The 17,754-nt window shown below is 58.2% G+C and carries 20 protein-coding genes; 6 read left to right on the forward strand and 14 right to left on the reverse strand.

Annotated features, from left to right (window positions below; genetic code table 11):
• Nucleotides 1-15 precede the first annotated feature (15 nt).
• Nucleotides 16-357, forward strand: a complete 342-nt coding sequence (locus tag F617_RS0110115) for a tRNA-binding protein (protein ID WP_003513443.1) — start codon at nucleotides 16-18, stop codon at nucleotides 355-357.
• A 121-nt stretch (nucleotides 358-478) separates the two neighbouring features.
• Here the strand turns inward: F617_RS0110115 and F617_RS0110120 are convergent, their stop codons facing one another.
• The 4 genes from F617_RS0110120 to F617_RS0110135 all read right to left on the reverse strand — a co-directional run bounded on the left by F617_RS0110120 (nucleotide 479) and on the right by F617_RS0110135 (nucleotide 3,934).
• Nucleotides 479-1,858: an ATP-binding protein gene (locus F617_RS0110120; RefSeq protein WP_003513442.1), complete on the reverse strand. Its 1,380-nt coding sequence runs from the start codon at nucleotides 1,856-1,858 to the stop codon at nucleotides 479-481.
• A 30-nt stretch (nucleotides 1,859-1,888) separates the two neighbouring features.
• Nucleotides 1,889-2,602, reverse strand: a complete 714-nt coding sequence (locus F617_RS0110125) for a response regulator (RefSeq protein WP_019565223.1) — start codon at nucleotides 2,600-2,602, stop codon at nucleotides 1,889-1,891.
• A 2-nt stretch (nucleotides 2,603-2,604) separates the two neighbouring features.
• On the reverse strand, nucleotides 2,605-3,132 hold the full coding sequence (locus tag F617_RS0110130) for a MarR family winged helix-turn-helix transcriptional regulator (RefSeq protein WP_003513440.1): 528 nt from the start codon (nucleotides 3,130-3,132) through the stop codon (nucleotides 2,605-2,607).
• Nucleotides 3,133-3,334: 202 nt separating this feature from the next.
• Complete coding sequence (locus F617_RS0110135) at nucleotides 3,335-3,934, reverse strand: DUF1236 domain-containing protein (protein ID WP_019565224.1); 600 nt, start codon at nucleotides 3,932-3,934, stop codon at nucleotides 3,335-3,337.
• Nucleotides 3,935-4,167: 233 nt separating this feature from the next.
• Here F617_RS0110135 and F617_RS0110140 point away from each other — a divergent pair, with 233 nt between their 5' ends.
• Entirely contained in the window at nucleotides 4,168-4,812 is a 645-nt protein-coding gene (locus F617_RS0110140; RefSeq protein WP_019565225.1) for an MBL fold metallo-hydrolase, read from the forward strand.
• A 92-nt stretch (nucleotides 4,813-4,904) separates the two neighbouring features.
• Here F617_RS0110140 and F617_RS0110145 read toward each other — a convergent pair whose 3' ends face one another.
• From F617_RS0110145 to F617_RS0110160, 4 genes are all read right to left on the reverse strand, one after another.
• A complete protein-coding gene (locus tag F617_RS0110145) occupies nucleotides 4,905-5,120 on the reverse strand; it encodes a cold-shock protein (RefSeq protein ID WP_003494703.1) in 216 nt (71 codons plus the stop codon).
• A 443-nt stretch (nucleotides 5,121-5,563) separates the two neighbouring features.
• The gene (locus F617_RS0110150) at nucleotides 5,564-6,466 is read right to left on the reverse strand and encodes a DMT family transporter (protein WP_019565226.1); all 903 of its coding nucleotides are present in this window, start codon (nucleotides 6,464-6,466) and stop codon (nucleotides 5,564-5,566) included.
• A gap of 141 nt (nucleotides 6,467-6,607) precedes the next feature.
• On the reverse strand, nucleotides 6,608-6,919 hold the full coding sequence (locus F617_RS0110155; RefSeq protein ID WP_081307400.1) for a hypothetical protein: 312 nt from the start codon (nucleotides 6,917-6,919) through the stop codon (nucleotides 6,608-6,610).
• A 145-nt stretch (nucleotides 6,920-7,064) separates the two neighbouring features.
• The gene (locus tag F617_RS0110160; protein ID WP_003513432.1) at nucleotides 7,065-7,994 is read right to left on the reverse strand and encodes an EAL domain-containing protein; all 930 of its coding nucleotides are present in this window, start codon (nucleotides 7,992-7,994) and stop codon (nucleotides 7,065-7,067) included.
• A gap of 209 nt (nucleotides 7,995-8,203) precedes the next feature.
• Between F617_RS0110160 and F617_RS0110165 the strand changes: the two genes are divergently transcribed.
• Entirely contained in the window at nucleotides 8,204-9,406 is a 1,203-nt protein-coding gene (locus tag F617_RS0110165; RefSeq protein ID WP_003513431.1) for a pyridoxal phosphate-dependent aminotransferase, read from the forward strand.
• Nucleotides 9,407-9,465: 59 nt separating this feature from the next.
• Here the strand turns inward: F617_RS0110165 and F617_RS0110170 are convergent, their stop codons facing one another.
• Entirely contained in the window at nucleotides 9,466-10,572 is a 1,107-nt protein-coding gene (locus tag F617_RS0110170; RefSeq protein ID WP_019565229.1) for a calcium:proton antiporter, read from the reverse strand.
• Nucleotides 10,573-10,769: 197 nt separating this feature from the next.
• Here F617_RS0110170 and F617_RS0110175 point away from each other — a divergent pair, with 197 nt between their 5' ends.
• Nucleotides 10,770-11,036, forward strand: a complete 267-nt coding sequence (locus F617_RS0110175) for a DUF2188 domain-containing protein (protein WP_003513427.1) — start codon at nucleotides 10,770-10,772, stop codon at nucleotides 11,034-11,036.
• A 109-nt stretch (nucleotides 11,037-11,145) separates the two neighbouring features.
• Here F617_RS0110175 and F617_RS0110185 read toward each other — a convergent pair whose 3' ends face one another.
• The gene (locus F617_RS0110185; RefSeq protein WP_019565231.1) at nucleotides 11,146-12,117 is read right to left on the reverse strand and encodes a LysR family transcriptional regulator; all 972 of its coding nucleotides are present in this window, start codon (nucleotides 12,115-12,117) and stop codon (nucleotides 11,146-11,148) included.
• 63 nt (nucleotides 12,118-12,180) lie between these two features.
• On the opposite strand from F617_RS0110185, the gene F617_RS0110190 reads away from it, so the two are divergent.
• Nucleotides 12,181-13,218 carry an NAD-dependent epimerase/dehydratase family protein gene (locus F617_RS0110190; RefSeq protein WP_019565232.1) on the forward strand — a complete coding sequence of 346 codons (1,038 nt, stop codon included), beginning with the start codon at nucleotides 12,181-12,183 and terminating at the stop codon, nucleotides 13,216-13,218.
• Nucleotides 13,218-13,607 (forward strand): DUF6220 domain-containing protein, encoded by a 390-nt coding sequence (locus F617_RS0110195; RefSeq protein ID WP_026330771.1) that lies wholly within the window; start codon nucleotides 13,218-13,220, stop codon nucleotides 13,605-13,607. Before F617_RS0110190 ends, F617_RS0110195 begins: the two co-directional genes overlap by 1 nt.
• Before the next feature lie 56 nt (nucleotides 13,608-13,663).
• Here the strand turns inward: F617_RS0110195 and F617_RS0110200 are convergent, their stop codons facing one another.
• From F617_RS0110200 to trxB, 4 genes are all read right to left on the reverse strand, one after another.
• Complete coding sequence (locus tag F617_RS0110200) at nucleotides 13,664-14,776, reverse strand: alkene reductase (RefSeq protein WP_019565234.1); 1,113 nt, start codon at nucleotides 14,774-14,776, stop codon at nucleotides 13,664-13,666.
• A gap of 127 nt (nucleotides 14,777-14,903) precedes the next feature.
• On the reverse strand, nucleotides 14,904-15,194 hold the full coding sequence (locus F617_RS0110205) for a helix-turn-helix transcriptional regulator (RefSeq protein ID WP_003513408.1): 291 nt from the start codon (nucleotides 15,192-15,194) through the stop codon (nucleotides 14,904-14,906).
• Nucleotides 15,195-15,792: 598 nt separating this feature from the next.
• Entirely contained in the window at nucleotides 15,793-16,689 is an 897-nt protein-coding gene (locus F617_RS0110210; RefSeq protein WP_003513405.1) for a LysR family transcriptional regulator VtlR, read from the reverse strand.
• Nucleotides 16,690-16,713: 24 nt separating this feature from the next.
• On the reverse strand, nucleotides 16,714-17,688 hold the full coding sequence (trxB, locus tag F617_RS0110215; RefSeq protein WP_019565235.1) for a thioredoxin-disulfide reductase: 975 nt from the start codon (nucleotides 17,686-17,688) through the stop codon (nucleotides 16,714-16,716).
• Nucleotides 17,689-17,754: the final 66 nt, after the last annotated feature.

Consider the following 17,754-nt stretch of genomic DNA (forward strand, 5'->3'; position numbering starts at 1 on the left):
TGGCGGGAGCATGGCATGAGCAGTGAAATTTCCTATGCCGATTTCGAGAAGGTCGATATCCGTGTCGGCACGATCGTTGAGGCAGAGCCATTTCCGGAAGCACGCAAGCCGGCGATCAAGGTGAAGATCGATTTCGGCCCCGAGATCGGCATCAAGAAATCCTCGGCGCAAATCACGGTGCACTATACCCCGGAAAGTCTGATCGGCCGGCAGGTGCTGGGTGTGGTGAATTTTCCGCCGCGCCAGATTGGCCCGTTCCGCTCCGAAGTTCTGACATTGGGGTTTGCCGATGGCAACGGCGACATCGTGCTTGCCGCGGTCGAGCGGCCGGTGCCGAACGGTGAGAAAATGTGCTGAGAAAGCGCAACAACACGCAACCCGAAGATTGCGCAGGCTGAACATTCTTTCTCCGTCATTCCGGTTCAAGGCTGGAATGACGGATGCGGGCGAGCCGCATCACATTTTTCTCTCCGCTGCTCTACGCCGGAATTTTGACGATTACCCGCAATCCGCCCATCGGGCTGTCGTCCAGCGATACGTCACCGCCATGGCTGCGGGCGATGTCTCGGACGATGGAGAGGCCGAGCCCGGTGCCAGAGGCGTTGAGGTTGCGTGCCTCGTCCAGCCGGAAGAACGGCTTGAAGACATCCTCCCTTGACGCTTCCGGAATACCCGGCCCGTCATCATCAAACGTCATGATGATGGAGCGTGGAGCCTTGCGGATGTCGATATGGAGCTTGCTGGCATAGCGCCGGGCATTCTCCGCGAGATTGGCGACGAGGCGGGAGAGGGCATTCGGGCGCGCGATGATCTGGTCGATATTATAAAGCTCGTAGCTGAATTTCTTGCCGTGCAGCTCGAAATCATAGTCGATTTTTTCCAGAAGTGCCGGAAGCTCAAGCGTGCCGACATCCTCCTCGACATCGGTGCGGGCAAAGGTGAGGTAGGCCTCCAGCATCGACTGCATATCCTCGACATCCTTGTCCAACCCTTCCAGATCAGGATTGTCGCCGGCAAGCGCGAGTTGCAGCTTGAAACGGGTGAGGATGGTGCGCAGGTCGTGGCTGACACCGTTCAGCATGGCAGTGCGCTGTTCCATCTGCCGCTCGATGCGTTCGCGCATCAATATGAAGGCAAGTCCCGCCCGCCGCACCTCGTCTGCGCCGCGTGGGGAATAGGCGCTGATCTTCTGGCCCCTGCCGAAATTTTCGGCTGCCTTGGCAAGCGCTTCGATAGGCTTGATCTGCCCGCGCAGAAACAGGATGGAAATGGCGATCAGGACCAGCGATGCACCGACCATCCAGACAAGGAAGATATGCGTGTTGGAGGCATAAGCGGCGCTGCGACTGGTAAAGACGCGGAGCGTCTTGTCTTCGAGCTGGACACGTATTTCAACCAGGGAACCGTTGCCATAGGTATCGATCCAGAATGGCCGGCCGATTTGCTGGGTCAGCTGATTGGCGAGGATCGTATCCAGAATGGAAAACAACGGTTCTGGTCTCGGGGCCGGCAAATCGGCCTTCGGCTCGATGTAGATGCTGAGGCCCAGCTTCTCGCGAGCGATGCGGATGACGCGCTGATAGTCGTCTTCTTCCTCATCAGTTTGCAGAAGCTCGATGATCGCTGCGATATCGCGCGTTACGGCTGAGGAAAGGCGCTCGGTAACCAGCTGCCAGTGTCGCTCCATGAAAACGGCCGCGACAACGCCCTGAAGCAGGATCATCGGCAGGATGATGATCAGCAGCGAGCGCGTATAAAGCCCGGTGGGCAGCCAGTGGCGAAGCCATCTGGTAAATGCGCGCCAGGTCTTCGCTACGCCGCTATTCCTGACAGTGATTAGAAAATCGAGGCTCGCCATGGCTGTGCGCCCGCCTTTCGTTTGTCCTTGTCAATCCACGCTCAGGCGGTAGCCGATGCCACGCACCGTTTGCAGATAGACCGGGTTGGCAGGGTCGTCCTCGATCTTGCGGCGAAGGCGGTTGATCTGCACGTCGATTGTTCTTTCGCCCACTTCGGATTCCGCCTCGACCAGCTCGTGCCGTGGAATGGTATCGCCGGCGCGAAGCGCAAAGAGCAGCATGATCTCCTGTTCGCGATCCGTCAGGCGGATCGTTTCAGGGCCGCGCCGCAATTCCTTCCTGGGGATAGAGAAGCTGTAGGGGCCGAACATGATCTGTTCGATCTTGGGCGTATCCGGCGAAGTGTTGCGTCGCAGGATGTTGTTGATACGAAGGACAAGTTCGCGCGGATCGAAAGGCTTCGCGAGATAATCATCCGCGCCGGCTTCCAGCCCAGCAATTCGCGAATCCGCCTCCGAGCGGGCGGTCAGGAGAATGACCGGCACGGATTTGTTCTCGTTCAGCGAGCGGGTGAGCGAAAGCCCGTTTTCCCCCGGCATCATCACGTCGAGAATGAGAAGGTCGAAACGGATGCCGACCATCTTGCGCCGGGCTTCTGCCGCATCGGCTGCGACGGAGATGCGGTATCCCTTGTCGCCGAGGAAACGTTGCAGAAGATTGCGAATGCGTGCGTCGTCATCGACGATCAGAAGGTGGGCCGCATCGTCATCGGCGGGAGGGAGTTTTGTCGTTGCCGTGGCCATCGTCAGTCGCCTTCCCCCGGTGTCGGGCTGCGCATCTGCGCCAGAAACTTGCGAACGCAAGCGCGGGCGTCGGGTCCAAGCCCTTCCAGCGCACGGTCGATCCGCCGCGACTGCGGCTCGCTCAGCGCCAGCGCCAGTTCGCGCCCTGTCAGCGTCGGATAGAGCCTGCGCTGGCGGCGGTCTTCCGGGCCAGCCATCTGGCGGATATAACCGTCGTCGATCAATTGCTTGAGCACGCGGGCAAGGCTCTGCTTGGTGATCTGCAGTGTGTCGAGCAGATCCGCCACCGTCATGCCGGGCTGCCTGCTGACGAAATAGACCACCCGGTGATGCGCGCGCCCATATTCCAGTTTCGAAAGAATGACATCTGGATCGGAGACGAAATCGCGATACGCGAAGAACAGCGCCTCTATCGTATCGAAGTCGATCTTGCCGTCGTCAACCTTCGGGAGTGCCGGTGTCTGCCTGGCGGCTGCGGTTTTGAGCGATTGCGGTGGCACTGCGGTTCCTTCATATTCTGCGGCTGACATGCGTCGATGCGCCAATATTCTGTAAACATAGCCGAAAATGCGTCCGCTCGGGAGGATGCCGCGATCATTTTCTGTTGCGGTGGATAATATGCTGCGGGTGCCGGTGCAACTGGAATCCTGACTGGCCTTTACCGGAAATAGAAAAGAGCGCGGAAAGCCCGCGCTCTTTATTGGTTTCATGCTGCCGGTATCGAGTTCACGTCTACTGGTAGACGTAGACAATCCGGCGCGTCGATGGTTCCACCAGAACCGGCACGTCGTTCACCTGAACGTAGCGATACTGATAATCAGGGATTTCCACTAGCCGGGTATCGGAGGGCAGGGTGCTGCCGACCGCTACCTCGCCATCAAAGGTGACAGTGTCCGCAGGGTGCTCGTCAATATAGGACATGACTGTTTCGGGCGGATTGACTTCACCGACGCGGCCAAGGTTCGGGTCGCCGGGGTTGGGTTCTGCCTGTACGCTCGAGGTCTTCTCGTAAGTCACGACCGGCACGCTGATATCGGAGCGGCGCTGTTCGAGAATGACGGGAGAGCCCTCATACATGACATTCAGATAATCCGCATGTGCCCAGCCGCGCAGGCCGTTGACTTCGATTCGGCACCAGCTGCTGCCGTCCATGCAGCCATCCAGAACCGCGTTGCTGCCACGGGTGGCAAGGCCAAGCTCGGGATAATCCTCGCCTGGGCCCGAACGAACGGAAACGTCCGATGCTGTTGTGGCGACCATGGCGGCGTTTGCGTAACCGGCCATCAGGGCGAAAGCGCCGCCAGCCATGAGCATTTTAAGCGTCTTGTCCATGTGTCTCACTCCTTTTAAGACTGGACCTACAACGTCGCAGCCTTCAGGGCGTTCCACATTTTTCACAGACACCTCCCGTCTCGAGCGGGAAAATATCCGATATCTAATTGAATTAACTCATGGTTTTGAAAGTGGCAAGGTCACCGGAAACCGTTGCTTTTTCCTCCGCCATTGTGCCGGAACCTGCCGCAGGCTATAGGAGGCGGGATTTGTCAGACAGGGAGACACGGGATATGGGAAAGTTGCAGGCGGGCATTATTCCGGTCACGCCGTTCGAGCAGAACTGCACCATTCTCTTCGATGAGGATACGAAGGAAGGCGTTGTCGTCGATCCCGGTGGGGATGTGGATGTCATTCTTCAGGTGGTTTCCGAAAACGGCATCGCTCTCAAGGAAATCTGGCTGACGCACGGCCATCTCGACCATGCCGGCGGCGCCAAGGAACTGCGCGAGAAGCTTTCCCTGCCGGTGATCGGCCCGCATGAGGACGATCGACCGCTGCTCGAGAGGATCGAGACGCAGGCCGAGAAATACGGCATAAGCGGCCTTCAGAACGTTTTGCCGGACAGGTGGCTGAATGAGGGCGACACGGTATCGTTCGGGGATCATGTCTTTGAAGTCTACCATTGCCCGGGTCACGCTCCAGGTCACGTCATCTATTATAATCGCGACCAGCAATTCGCCCATGTCGGCGATGTGCTGTTTGCGGGGTCGGTGGGGCGTACCGACCTGCCGGGCGGAAACCACGAGCAATTGATGGCGTCCATTCGCGACAAGCTGCTGCCGCTGGGGGATGATGTCGGATTTATCTGCGGCCATGGCCCCGGCGGGCGGCTTGGTGATGAGCGGCGCACCAACCCCTATCTCAAGGGGATCTGAGTTTCCGGGCGCGTATTGACGCCTCCGGATTGGGCATAAAAAAACCCGGCATTCCTGCCGGGCTTCAACTAGAAATGAAAGCCGTTTTAGGGTTAGCCAGCAATCTGCAGATTGACTGCCTTCGGGCCCTTGCCGCGACGATCCGGTTCCGTGTCGAAGCTCACTTTCTGATTTTCTGAAAGTCCGGACAGGCCGGAAGCCTGTACGGCAGAGATGTGAACAAAGATATCAGCGCCACCATTGTCTGGCTTGATGAAGCCGAAGCCTTTGTCTGTGTTGAAGAATTTTACGGTGCCAGTTTCGGCCATGCATCAGGTCCTTTTCGCTCTGCCCGCGTTCAGCTACAGGCAGCATTACAGTTTTGCCCCGCGAGGGCGTTGGCAGGCAGCTCTTGACTATTGAGAAAAAGGACCTTCACAGCGGGAAGTAATGGCGTTCTCATCCAACGTTTTTCGTCCCACCGCCCGAGGTTTATAGCGTCCCCAGTGCGCAAATTTATAGGCCTTCCCATGCTCGCAAATTGCCCGAACCGCAGTAGATTGCTGCGTTTATGGAAAATTGGCAAGCAAAAGTTTTCACGGGCTTTTTGTCGGATAAAAACCTGCGGTAGAATTCCTGCGCGTAGTCGCACATTTTTTCCGCATATTTGATAATTGATGAAATAATTGCCGGTTGCCTTCGGTTTCCGGGCAAAATTTTGAATGCGGTGGTACGATTTTTCCTCGAAACAGAAAAATCAGTTCTTTCTGCGTCAGGCCGTTCCAACGACGGTTTTTTGCCTTTTACGCGTCAGTTCCGGCACCAGTTCGACGATCAATATAGCGGCGAAAATAATCACGCAGCCGATATAACCGGCGTTGGAAATGGTTTCCTTCAGGAAAATCGACGCCAGCAAGGCACCGAAAAGCGCCTCTGAAGAGAGAAATATCGCAGCCTGCGGCGCGGTCGTATACCGCTGGGCGACGACCTGCAAAACGAAGGCGAGGCCGGAGGATACGAGGCCGACGTATAGAATTTCCGCCAGCGACCCCTGTATGGACGCCATGCTGATGGGTTCTACCGCAAGGCCGATCATGCAACTCAAGAGAGAGCAAATCGCAAACTGAGTGCATGAGAGCGCAAGCGGCCGTCCGCTTTCGGAAACGAAACGACCTGCGAGCGTAATCTGGATTGCCCAGAAGAAGGCGCAGATGATGCTGAGAATATCGCCCTGCGTCAGCGCCTCGAATGCGCCGCCCGAGAGCAGGAATATTCCGCCCAGCATCATCAGGGCGCCGGGCCAGACGATCCAGTGGGGATGGCGCCGGTAAAGAACGACGGCAATCACGGGCACGAAGATGACGTAAAGTCCCGTCAGGAAGCTGGAATTGGTGACGGTTGTAGTCAAAAGCCCGACCTGCTGCGTCGTCGCGCCGCCGAACAGGGCGAGGCCCACAAGGATGAAGCCGCCGATTTCCCTGCGACGTGGCGGCGATTTTTTCGAGCGGTTTTCCATCAGGGCGAATGGCAGCACGGCGATGGCGGCAATGGCGAAGCGCAGACCGACGAACCAGAATGGCCCGATCGAGGCCATGGCGGATGATTGTGCGACGAAACCGCCTCCCCAGATCGCCGCGGCGAGCAGAAGCAGCATGTTGGCCTGAATACGCGTCATTGATGGCACCAGCACAGCAGGGGCCCGAAGATCATTCCGTCGCGGCCTTGGCATTTCGGGGATTTTTGAAACGTCGTTCTGACGACTTCCCCCGTGCTTTAGCAGCAACACGCCGATGCCGCAAGTCGAGGAGAGGGCGGCTTACTTGTGGCGGCGGGCCTCGTCCTTCAGGCTTCGCCGGGTAAGCGCGAGGCCGCCTATGCCGAGGCTGATGAAGGCTGCGGCCGAGAAGATAACCAGCAACAGGTGCCCGCCCGCCCGCGCGGTTGCCGTCACCTGCGGAATAGAGGATGTCTGCAGGGTGTCGATTGCCTGAGGGGCCGCATTGGCCGAGGTTGCGATCCCGGCGGCCATGGTGACGACGACAAGAAAGGCGGCAATGGCCATCCAGAGGGAAAACAGCGTTCTCTGCGCCCTTAACCGTTCAACTGATGTCCTGTCGTTGGTAAACATGGCGATCGCCTCTTGTCCCTGTTCTCAAAGGATAAAAGAGGCTTCGAAATGGACGGCTTGGAGACCGAATTCAGGCGTTCCGCAGTATTTATTGTGGCAATATCGTGGCAAAGCCGATTTCGGGACAATTTCGCTGTCAACCGCCTCAAAGGCCGCGTTTTCCGAAGGTTCTGGTCTGGCGCAGGGTATGCGGCTCGGCTGGGCGGTCTTCACGCGGGAATGCCGGTGTCGCAGTGCTTCTATCCGACCTTGGCGAGGGTGAAAAATATCCGCTGCCGAGTTCGGGAAAGCGAGCGTCGAAACTCGTCGGCGCTAGTTCGGGTTTTGCCAACACGTATCCCTGCATCAGCAGGACGCCGAGGTCCTCGCAGATATCCACCTGCCTGCCGGTTTCCAGTCCTTCGAACACCGGCTCTATCCCATCGTCGCGAAACTGGCTCACGATGACGCGCAGAAGGGCGGCCCCTGCCGAATTCTGCATGAAATCACGCACCCAGCCTGCCTCGAATTTCACATAGTCCGGCTTGATGAGTTTCACCCGGTCAATGTCGGAATCGCCCGCGCCATAATCGTCCAGCGCCACACGAAAACCGATGTCATGCATATGATAGGCGAAGTCGGCGACCATCTGCGTATCGGAGACTTTTTTCTCGGAGATTTCGCAGACGATGCGGTCTGCCGTCATGCCGGCCTCGTGGGCGGTAAGGCGCATGCGCTCCACTTCCTGACGCATCTTGGCCGGGGTCTGGAACAGGCCCGGATGGAAGTTGACGAAGACGCGGGCGCGCGAACGATTGAGCCTGCCGGTATTGAGAATGTGGATCGTGCGCAGAATACTGTCGATATTCTCTATATCTTCAGGCGCCACCAGCGAGAAGAATTCACCCGGTGTCACAGGTTCGCCGTTGCGATGGGGACGCACCAGACCCTCGAAGGAATCGATGTCGAGAGCGCCGTTCATCGTTCGGCGAAAGATGGGCTGCAGGGCGGATTTCAAGTTGAAGGTGCCATAGGCCGTGGACCATGTGCCATCGACCTCGCGGACAAGACTGGAAAAGATGCTTTTGGGCGCCATTTTTCAACCAGCTACAGAGACACGACCTCTAGCCGGAGAATATAGCGCATCAAGCGTTACTTCCGGGTTAAGGAAGGTTTAAATTCTTCCCCGTGTCACATATGCTGCTTTTGACCTTGAAAGAGCGCCTGTCTTTCGACATAGAAAATGCCGCAGAAGACAGGATTTTCCGCCTCTGCCGATGTCAACCACAACAGGACCGATTAAAAATGGCCTTCCTTGCCGACATTCTCTCCCGCGTAAAGCCATCCGCCACCATCGCTGTTACCCAGAAAGCCCGTGAGCTTAAAGCGAAGGGCCGCGATGTGATCAGCCTTGGCGCCGGCGAGCCGGATTTCGATACGCCCGAAAACATCAAGGAAGCCGCCATTGACGCCATCAAGCGCGGCGAAACGAAATACACGCCCGTTTCAGGTATTCCTGAACTGCGCAAGGCGATTGCCGACAAGTTCAAGCGCGAAAACGGTCTGGACTACAAGCCGGAGCAGACCATCGTCGGCACCGGTGGCAAGCAGATCCTTTTCAACGCCTTCATGGCGACACTCAACCCGGGTGACGAAGTCGTCATTCCTGCACCTTACTGGGTCAGCTATCCGGAAATGGTGGCGATCTGCGGCGGTACGCCTGTCTTCGTCGACACGACGCTCGAAGACAATTTCAAGCTGAAGCCGGAAGCGCTGGAAAAGGCGATCACGCCGAAGACCAAGTGGTTCGTTTTCAACTCGCCGTCCAACCCTTCGGGCGCTGCCTATTCGCATGACGAGCTGAAGGCATTGACGGACGTGCTGGTCAAACATCCGCACGTCTGGGTGCTGACTGATGACATGTACGAACACCTGACCTATGGCGACTTCAAATTCGTCACGCCGGTTGAGGTGGAGCCTTCGCTCTATGACCGCACGCTTACGATGAACGGCGTCTCCAAGGCCTATGCCATGACCGGCTGGCGTATTGGCTATGCAGCCGGCCCGCTGCCGCTCATCAAGGCCATGGATATGATCCAGGGCCAGCAGACCTCGGGCGCCAGCTCGATTGCTCAGTGGGCGGCTGTCGAAGCGCTGAACGGCACGCAGGATTTCATTCCGGCCAACAAGAAGATTTTTGAAGGCCGCCGCGATCTCGTCGTCTCCATGCTCAACCAGGCGAAAGGCATCAATTGCCCGGCTCCGGAAGGCGCATTCTATGTCTATCCGTCCTGCGCCGGCATGATCGGCAAGACCGCGCCGTCCGGCAAGGTCATCGAGTCGGATGTGGATTTCGTCTCCGAGCTTCTGGAAGCCGAAGGTGTTGCCGTTGTGCAGGGATCGGCGTTCGGCCTCGGCCCGAACTTCCGCATTTCCTACGCCACGTCGGAAGCACTGCTGGAAGAGGCCTGCAAGCGCATCCAGCGCTTCTGCGCCGATTGCCGCTGATCGGTCTAGGATATTGAATAACAAAGCCCGGCAGCGATGCCGGGCTTTTTTTGTTGCGGCTAAAGCCCGAGAAACAGCAGCATGATGAAGGTGGCGAAGAGGATGAAATGCGTCATTCCCTCGATCGCGTTGGTTTCACCGTCATTGAGGTTGATGGCGGCGGCGATGAGGGTGATGAAGACCATGACCGTCTGAACCGGCGTCATCGCCATGATGAACGGCTGACCGGTGTAGAGTGCGATGCCCTCCATCACAGGGACGGTGAGGATGACCGTCGAAAGCGATGCGCCCATGGCGATATTGACCACGGCCTGCATGCGGTTGCGCAATGCGGACCTGAGCGCGGTCAGGATTTCCGGTGATGCTGAGATCGTCGCGACCACGACGGCCATCAGTGCCGGTGGCGCGCTTGTGCCCTCGAGGCTCTGGCTTAGGAAGGCCGCCATGAATTCCGCCAGCACGCCGATCAGCACGACGCCCGCGACGATGAGACCGATGGAGAGGGGCACGCTGCCCTCTTCCTCGTCCTCCGTGTGATCGCCGGATGGAGGACCGCTGGGATGAGCCTTGCGGGGATAGGCGTAGCTGAAGAAATAGCTGTGCGGACCAACCTGCATTTTCAGGAACAGCGCATAAAGCGCGATCATTGCGACGATGGTGAAGGCGGAATAGACGTGCCAGCTTTCCTTTGGGATGAATTCCGGCACGATCATCGAGATGCCCATGGCAGTCAGGATCATGACGCCGTACGTCTTGCCTGAATCGTCATTGTAGGGCTGCTCGCCGTGGCGAAGGCCTCCCAGCAGGGCGGCCAGTCCCAGAATGCCGTTGATGTCGATCATCACGGCGGAATAGATCGTGTCACGCACGAGCGTCGGCGAATTGGATTCGCTCATGATGATGGCAAGGATCAGCACTTCCACCGCCACGGCAGATAGCGTCAGGATCATCGTGCCATAGGGGTCGCCGACCTTGGCGGCGAGGATTTCGGCGTGGTGGGCAACCCGCATCGACACCAGAACGATCATCCCGATCAGGGCGATCGCGGCAATCAGCGACGCCGTTTTGCCGGCCTCGAATATCGCATGTTCGGCCATATAGGCGACGGCTGCCACCGGTATTGCCAGCAGCAACATGCGCTCCTGCTTTAAAATAGAACCCGCCATCGATTTCCCTTCCCCTGAGAGTGTGAGGCTGTGACGTATCGTCGTTAAGATCAAGCAGGATTTGCGCTTGAGTGCTTTTGGTAGGATAGTGGTACGGTCAAGGACATGCTGCTCATGCCGTGTTGTCCCCCGTTGGGTGCAATGCTTGAAGCGCGGTTGTGGTTGCGATGTCGCCTACTGAAACAGGAGGAACATGCATGACAAAAGTGGTATATGAAGTCGTGGAACATGACGGTGGCTTCGCCTACCGCATGAACGGCGCTTATTCCGAAACATTTCCTACCTATGCCGATGCGGTCGAGGCCGCGCGCATCGTTGCTGCCGAACAGCAGGTGGGCGGCGATGACGAGGAAATCAGCTATCAGGACGAACGCGGCCAGTGGCATGAGGAATACAGCCAGGGCGGCGACCGGCCGGAGGCGGAAGTGGTCGACAAGATTTCACCGCCGGCCAGACCGTTTTGATGGAGTGCGTCAACATTTCCGGTGAGAACAGCATCACCCTCCATGCTTCGCCGGTCTGTCTTGCGGATTTGCGGGCGCAAGGCCGTGCGGCATCGATGCTGTAATGGCGCTAGCGTCGTTGCGGCGGGGCGCCCGGATCGGTTTCCTTCAGGTGGGCCTTCAGGCCGTCGACAAGGGCGCTGAACACGGCACGGCATCGCGGCGAGGTCTTGAGATTTTCATGCATCGCGACCCATGCGTGCAGCGGGATGTCGGTTTTCGGAAGGACCTGGACAAGCCGCGGATCCTTGCGCGCCAGGCCGATCTGACAGACGCCGATGCCTGCGCTGGCGCGGATCATGGCAAGCTGGGCGAGGTTGCTGTCGGCGCGAATTTCGAAGGAAATTTCTTCGATATCGGGTATTTCCGGATCGAGCGAGCGCATGCGCTGGATCGCCGCCCTGATGAAAGGCGTCTTGCGGTCGAAACCGATCATACGGTGGTTGTTCAGTTCTTCCATGTTTTTCGGGATGCCGGCTCTTGCCAGATAGTCGCGTGTGGCATGAAATCCCAGACGGAAATTGCCGATATAGCGCATGACGATGGCATCCTGCTGCGGTTCGGTCATGCGGATGGCGATATCAGCCTCGCGCCGCAAAAGGTCTTCCAGCGTGTCGGAGAGTGAAAGTTCTATTTCAAGCCGGGGGTGAATCTCCTGCATGGCAGCGATGATCGGCGGCAGCATTTCAACGCCGATGATGTCCGATGCGCTGATACGAACGGTTCCTTCGATCTTGCCGACCTCGCCGGAGGCCGCCCGCATAAGGGCGGCGGCCGTCGCCGCCAGATTTTCCGCATAGGGCCGGAGCGCCAGCGCCGCTTCCGTCGGCATCAGCCCGTGCGGCGAGCGGATGAACAGCGGAAAGCCGATGGCCTCTTCCAGCGCTCCGATATGGCGCCCAGCTGTCGGTTGGGTAATGCCGAGTTCGCGGGCGGCGGCGGAAAGCGAGCCGTCGCGCAGCACGCTGAGGAAGGTGCGGTAAAAATCCCAGCTGACATCGCGGCTTCTGATTATAAGATTTTGTATAGCGGCTCCACTCATTTGGACAATTTCGTATATCGCCTGATGGCCCGATACTCCAGCCCAGAAGAAGGAGTACTGGCAATGATATATGAAATCCACGCAAATACAGCAGAGAATAACCGGCCTCTGGCGCTGATTGTTGGGGCGAATGGTGGCGTCGGCAGCCATGTCTCGAAGATGTTGTTGCAGCGCGGCTGGCGGGTGCGGGCGATGACTCGCCGATCGGCACCAGTTGATGCCGTCGATGGCATCGAGCGCGTGACTGGCGATGCCATGAACCGGGAGGATGTGGTGAAGGCGGCAAAAGGCGCCGGGCTCATCGTCCATGCGGTCAATCCTCCGGGATATCGCAACTGGGACAGCCAAGTGCTGCCGATGCTCGACAATACCATTGCCGCTGCCGAGGCCTGCGGGGCAAGGATCGTGTTTCCAGGCAGCATCTATAATTTTGGCCCGGATGCCTTTCCGCTTCTGACGGAGGACAGTCCGCAAAAGCCTTTCACCCGCAAGGGCGGCTTGCGCGTTGAAATGGAGCGGCGTTTGAAAATGGCGTCGATGCGCGGCGTGCCGGTCCTGATCGTCCGCGCCGGTGATTTCTTTGGTCCTGACGCGAAGAACAACTGGTTTTCGCAGATGCTGGTGCGACCGGGCAAGCCGGTTCGCAGTGTTCAGAATCCAGCAGTACCGAATGCCGGGCATCAATGGGCCTATCTGCCGGATGTTGCGGAGATAATCGGACGGCTGCTCGATCGCTCGGACGAGCTTCAGACGTTTGCCGTCTACCACATGGAGGGTGTCTGGGATTTCGACGGGCTGCAACTGGTTGGGGCAATCGAGCGGGCCGTCGGCCATCCGGTCAAGATGCGGCGGCTTTCGTGGTTAGCCGTCGGGCTGGCTGCACCGTTCGTTCCCCTGTTCCGCGAAGTCATGGAAATGAAATATCTGTGGCAGATGCCGATCCGGATGAGCAACCGCAAGCTTGTCGAATTCCTCGGCGCGGAACCGCGAACGCCGATCGATGCGGCAGTATCGGAAACACTGGCGAGCCTTGGGTGTCTCGCCGAGGTGCAGCAACCGGCGGGCCTTCATCATGCGACCGATGCCGGGGGTAGGGTGTGATGGTTACAGTGGCTAATGGATTTTCCCGGCGGCGCCGTATGTTCGCCGTGATTTCGGCAGGCGTGCCGGTGTTGATTTTCGCGCAGGTGCTGCTGGCCGGGCTGTCGATCTATTATGACGGATCGCTGCTTGTGGTTCACAAAGGGCTTGGCATGCTGATCGCCGTTCCCATTGTATCTCTAGTCGTGCTCGCCCTTCGTCATGATGAACTCCGGCCAAACCTTGGGCGCGCGCTCGTGCTGCTCGCTCTCTACTGCCTTCAGGTGGCGTTGATGAGCATCGGTCGGGAAACGGGCAGTGGCTTTCTGCAGGCGCTGCATGTGGCCAACGCCTTCGTGATGGGCGCATTTTCAGACTTTGCTGCGCGGCAGGCGCGAGGCCTGTCCTGAAACGGCAAAACGCCGCACCGCTGTGGAGCGGTGCGGCGTTTCAAGTTTAGCACTGATCAGCCAAGAGCCGGGTAGTCGGTATAGCCTTCAGCCCCGCCACCATAGAAGGTCGGCTGGTTCGGCTCGTTCAGCGGCGCGTTGTCCTTGAGGCGGCGCACCAGATCCGGGTTGGCGATGAAGGCCTTGCCGAAGGCCACGGCATCAACCTTGCCGCTTTCCACCGCCTCGATGGCGCTCTCACGGTCGTAGCCATTGTTGGCGATCCACAGGCCCTTGCCGCCCGCATTGCGATAAGCGGCCTTGAAGGCTGCGTAATCGAAGGGCTTGTCGCCCTGCTTGAAGTCGCGCGGACCACCGGTCGCACCTTCAACAACATGGATGAAGGCGAGATTGCGTTTGCCGAGTTCTTCCGCAACGTAATTATAGAGTGGCTGCGGGTCGGCCTCGAAAATGTCGTTGGCGGGCGTGACGGGGGACAGGCGAATGCCGGTGCGGCCTGCGCCAATCTCTTCCGCAACCGCATCGACGACTTCGAGGAGGAAGCGGGCGCGGTTTTCGATCGAGCCGCCATATTCGTCGGTGCGCTGGTTGGTGCTGGACTTCAGGAACTGCTCGATCAGATAACCGTTGGCGGCATGGATTTCGACACCGTCGAAACCGGCCTCAAGTGCGGCGCGCGCGCCGGTCCGGTAATCTTCAAGGATAAGACCGATATCGTCGATGGTCAGTGCGCGTGGCTCGGAGGTTTCCGCAAACGCGCCGGTGCCGTCATCATTGATGATATAGGTCTTGGACTTGGCGATAATCGCGGAAGGGGCGACCGGCTGTCCGCCATGCGGCTGGAGCGAGGTGTGGGAAATGCGTCCCACGTGCCAAATCTGCGCGACGATCTTGCCGCCGGCGACATGCACGCCATCCGTGATCTTTTTCCAGCCCTCAACCGCTTCCTTCTTGTAGAGGCCCGGAACATCCGCGTAACCCTGACCTTGCTGGGAAATCGGCGTGCCTTCGGTCACGATCAGCCCGGCTGTTGTGCGCTGCTCGTAATAGGTGGCGTTGAGATTATTGGGAATTGCCCCCGGCGAGCGGTTGCGGGTGAGGGGAGCCATGACGATACGGTTGGCGAGTGCGATATCGCCGGCCTGTGCCGGTTCGAAAAGACTTGTCATGCGACTTCACTTTCTGGTCGGTTGGCGAAATTGCGCGGCTGGCGCGCTTTCCTAATGTATGGGCATCAGAGAGAAAACCGCCTTGCAGTTTCCGGTCCGACGCCCCGGTCTTATAAGCTTGGGAGGCTCAAAGATTGGCTTGCAGATAATTGCGGAAGGCGTCGATGGTTTCCTCGTTGCGTTCGAAAAACACCCATTGCCCGACTTTCTTTGACCTTATCAGGCCTGCTGCCTGCAAAACCGCCAGATGTGAGGAGACCGTCGATTGCGACAGGCCGCTGATCTGGAACTGATTGGCGCATACGCCCATGCTGAGCGGATGGTCCTGACAGAAGTGACTTTCAGGGCTCTTCAGCCACTCGAGGAACTTCAGCCTTGCGGGGTGTGAAAGGGCTTTGAGGATTTCCTCCGGGTTCATCTGCGTTTCTCTAATATCTGACATGCCCGATATTTATATCGATAGTTTTCGATATACAATTCACGTCTCTGTGAGGTAGTCACCCGAGCCGAGAACAGCGCGCAAAAAAATGGCCGCCGGATTTCTCCGCGGCCAATGAGTTTGAAGGTTAAAACCTCCAGAGGGGAACAGCTGTCGCGTGCATAGGCAGGCGTGACAGCTGATTGAAATATGGGAGTGGCAAGAATGCAAAACAAGGTTGCATCATGCGATATTTCGCCAAATTGGAGAAAATTCTTGCGGGTAAAAAAAGAGGGCCGCCGGATAAATCCAGGGCCCTTTAAGTGTGAAGGTCAAAAACCTCCAGAGGGGAACAGCTGATGCGGTGGAACTGGGAGGAAAAGCCACCGTGTGCATCAACTGAGAGCGATATGGTGCTTTTTTGTGCACGAAACAACTCTTTTTTGTGCAGGTCAGGCATGCGTAAGATGCAGGTCTAGATATTTCCGGTATAATTTATGTGCAAAGCTGAAGCGCGGCGCGTCTGGCGCGCCGCCATCTTGGGAAGGCCAACTCCATGAATTAGTATGATATTTTGTGGCGCTGGCCTATTTAAACGTCAGAAGTTCCAGTTCCGTGCCTTGGCAACGACGAAGTCGCGGAAGGCTTTCAGTTTTGCAGCGTTTTTCATCTCGTCCGGGTAACAGAAGTAGGTGTCGAACGATGGAATATCGGCGGCAAGCGACAACTGAATCAATCCCGGATCGCGCCCGACGATGTAATCCGGCAAACAGGCGATACCTATTCCCAGCAGGCAGGCGCGCTTGATCGAGGTCTGGCTGTTGATCTGAAGATGCGGAATGCGGGTGTTGTCCGACGAGCGTCCCGCATTTTCCAGCCAGTTGACATCAAGCAGATAGTTGGGTGCCGGTTCGCCGAAGGAGATGATGCGGTGGTTGTCCAGATCCTCGATCGACTGCGGCTCGCCGTGGCGGTTGATGTAGGACGGCGCCGCATAGACGTGCATGTGCACCGTGAACAGCTTGCGCTGGATAAGGTCGGACTGTTGCGGCTGGCGCAGGCGGATGGCGCAATCGGCGTGGCGCATGTTCACATCCAGCTCCTCATTGTCGAGGATGAGCTGGATCGACATTTCCGGATAGAGCTGCAGGAATTCCTGCACCTTGTCCGTGAGCCAGCCCTGGCCGAGACCAACCGTCGTCGTCACGCGCAGCTTGCCGCTCGGCTTCTCCGTCGTTTCGGTCAGTTGCATCTTGACGGTTTCGAGCTTTAGCAACACGTCATGGGCGGTGCGATACAGCAGTTCGCCCTGCTCGGTGAGGATAAGACCTCTGGCGTGGCGGTGAAACAGCTTCACGCCAACATCCTGTTCCAGCGCGCTGACCTGGCGGCTGATGGCCGACTGGGACAAATGCAGCTTGTCGGCAGCGTGGGTAAAAGACCCCGCTTCGGCTGCGGCATGAAAAATGCGCAGTTTATCCCAGTCCAATGGCATTGCCATGCCTATCCTGCCTTTCGGTTATTCGGCTGCTACCGCAAGCGGCTGCTGCGCGGTGAGGTACCGTTCTGCTTCGAGGGCGGCCATACAGCCCATACCGGCGGCGGTGATGGCCTGACGGTATATGTCATCGGTAACGTCGCCGGCGGCGAAAATACCTTCCACGTCGGTAGCGGTGGAATCGGGCGCGGTCCACATGTAGCCATTGTCCTTGAGCTTCACCTTGCCCTTGAACAGTTCGACGGCCGGCGCGTGGCCGATGGCGACGAAGACGCCGTCGATGGGCGTATCGCTGATCACACCGGTCTTGGTGTCACGCAGTCGCACACCCGAAACAGAGGGTGGGATTGGCGGCTTGGCGGGAGCGCCGGTGATTTCGGCGATTTCCGTGTTCCACAGGATCTTGACGTTTTCCTTGGCGAAGAGCCGTTCCTGAAGGATTTTCTCCGAGCGGAAACAGTCGCGGCGGTGCACGACGGTTACGGACTTGGCGATATGGGCGAGATAGAGCGCTTCCTCCACGGCAGAGTTGCCGCCGCCGACCACGATCACATCCTTGTTGCGATAGAAGAAACCGTCGCAGGTGGCGCAGGCGGAAACGCCAAAGCCCTGAAAGTGCTGCTCACTCTCGATGCCGAGCCACTTGGCCTTTGCGCCTGTTGCGATGATCAGCGTGTCGGCGGTCCAGACCTGACCGGAATCGGTCTTGACCACGAAGGGGCGCGTGTTGGTTTCGACTTCGGTCACGAGGTCGCTGACGATTTCCGCACCCACATGCGTCGCCTGCTTCAGCATCTGGTCCATCAGCCAGGGGCCCTGGATCGGATCGGCAAAGCCCGGATAGTTTTCGACATCGGTGGTGATCATCAGCTGGCCACCCTGTTCCATGCCGGCAATCAGCACGGGTTTCAGCATTGCGCGGGCCGCGTAGATCGCCGCGGTATAACCGGCGGGACCAGAGCCAATGATCAATACCTTGGTGTGGCGGGCAGACATGGAAACAATCCTTTTTAAAGTAGCGGGGCCTTTCGGCAGCAGAACATTCCAGCCGCAGCACGGTGG

It is taken from the genome of Agrobacterium sp. 10MFCol1.1 (assembly GCF_000381165.1).
Taxonomy (GTDB): domain Bacteria; phylum Pseudomonadota; class Alphaproteobacteria; order Rhizobiales; family Rhizobiaceae; genus Agrobacterium; species Agrobacterium tumefaciens.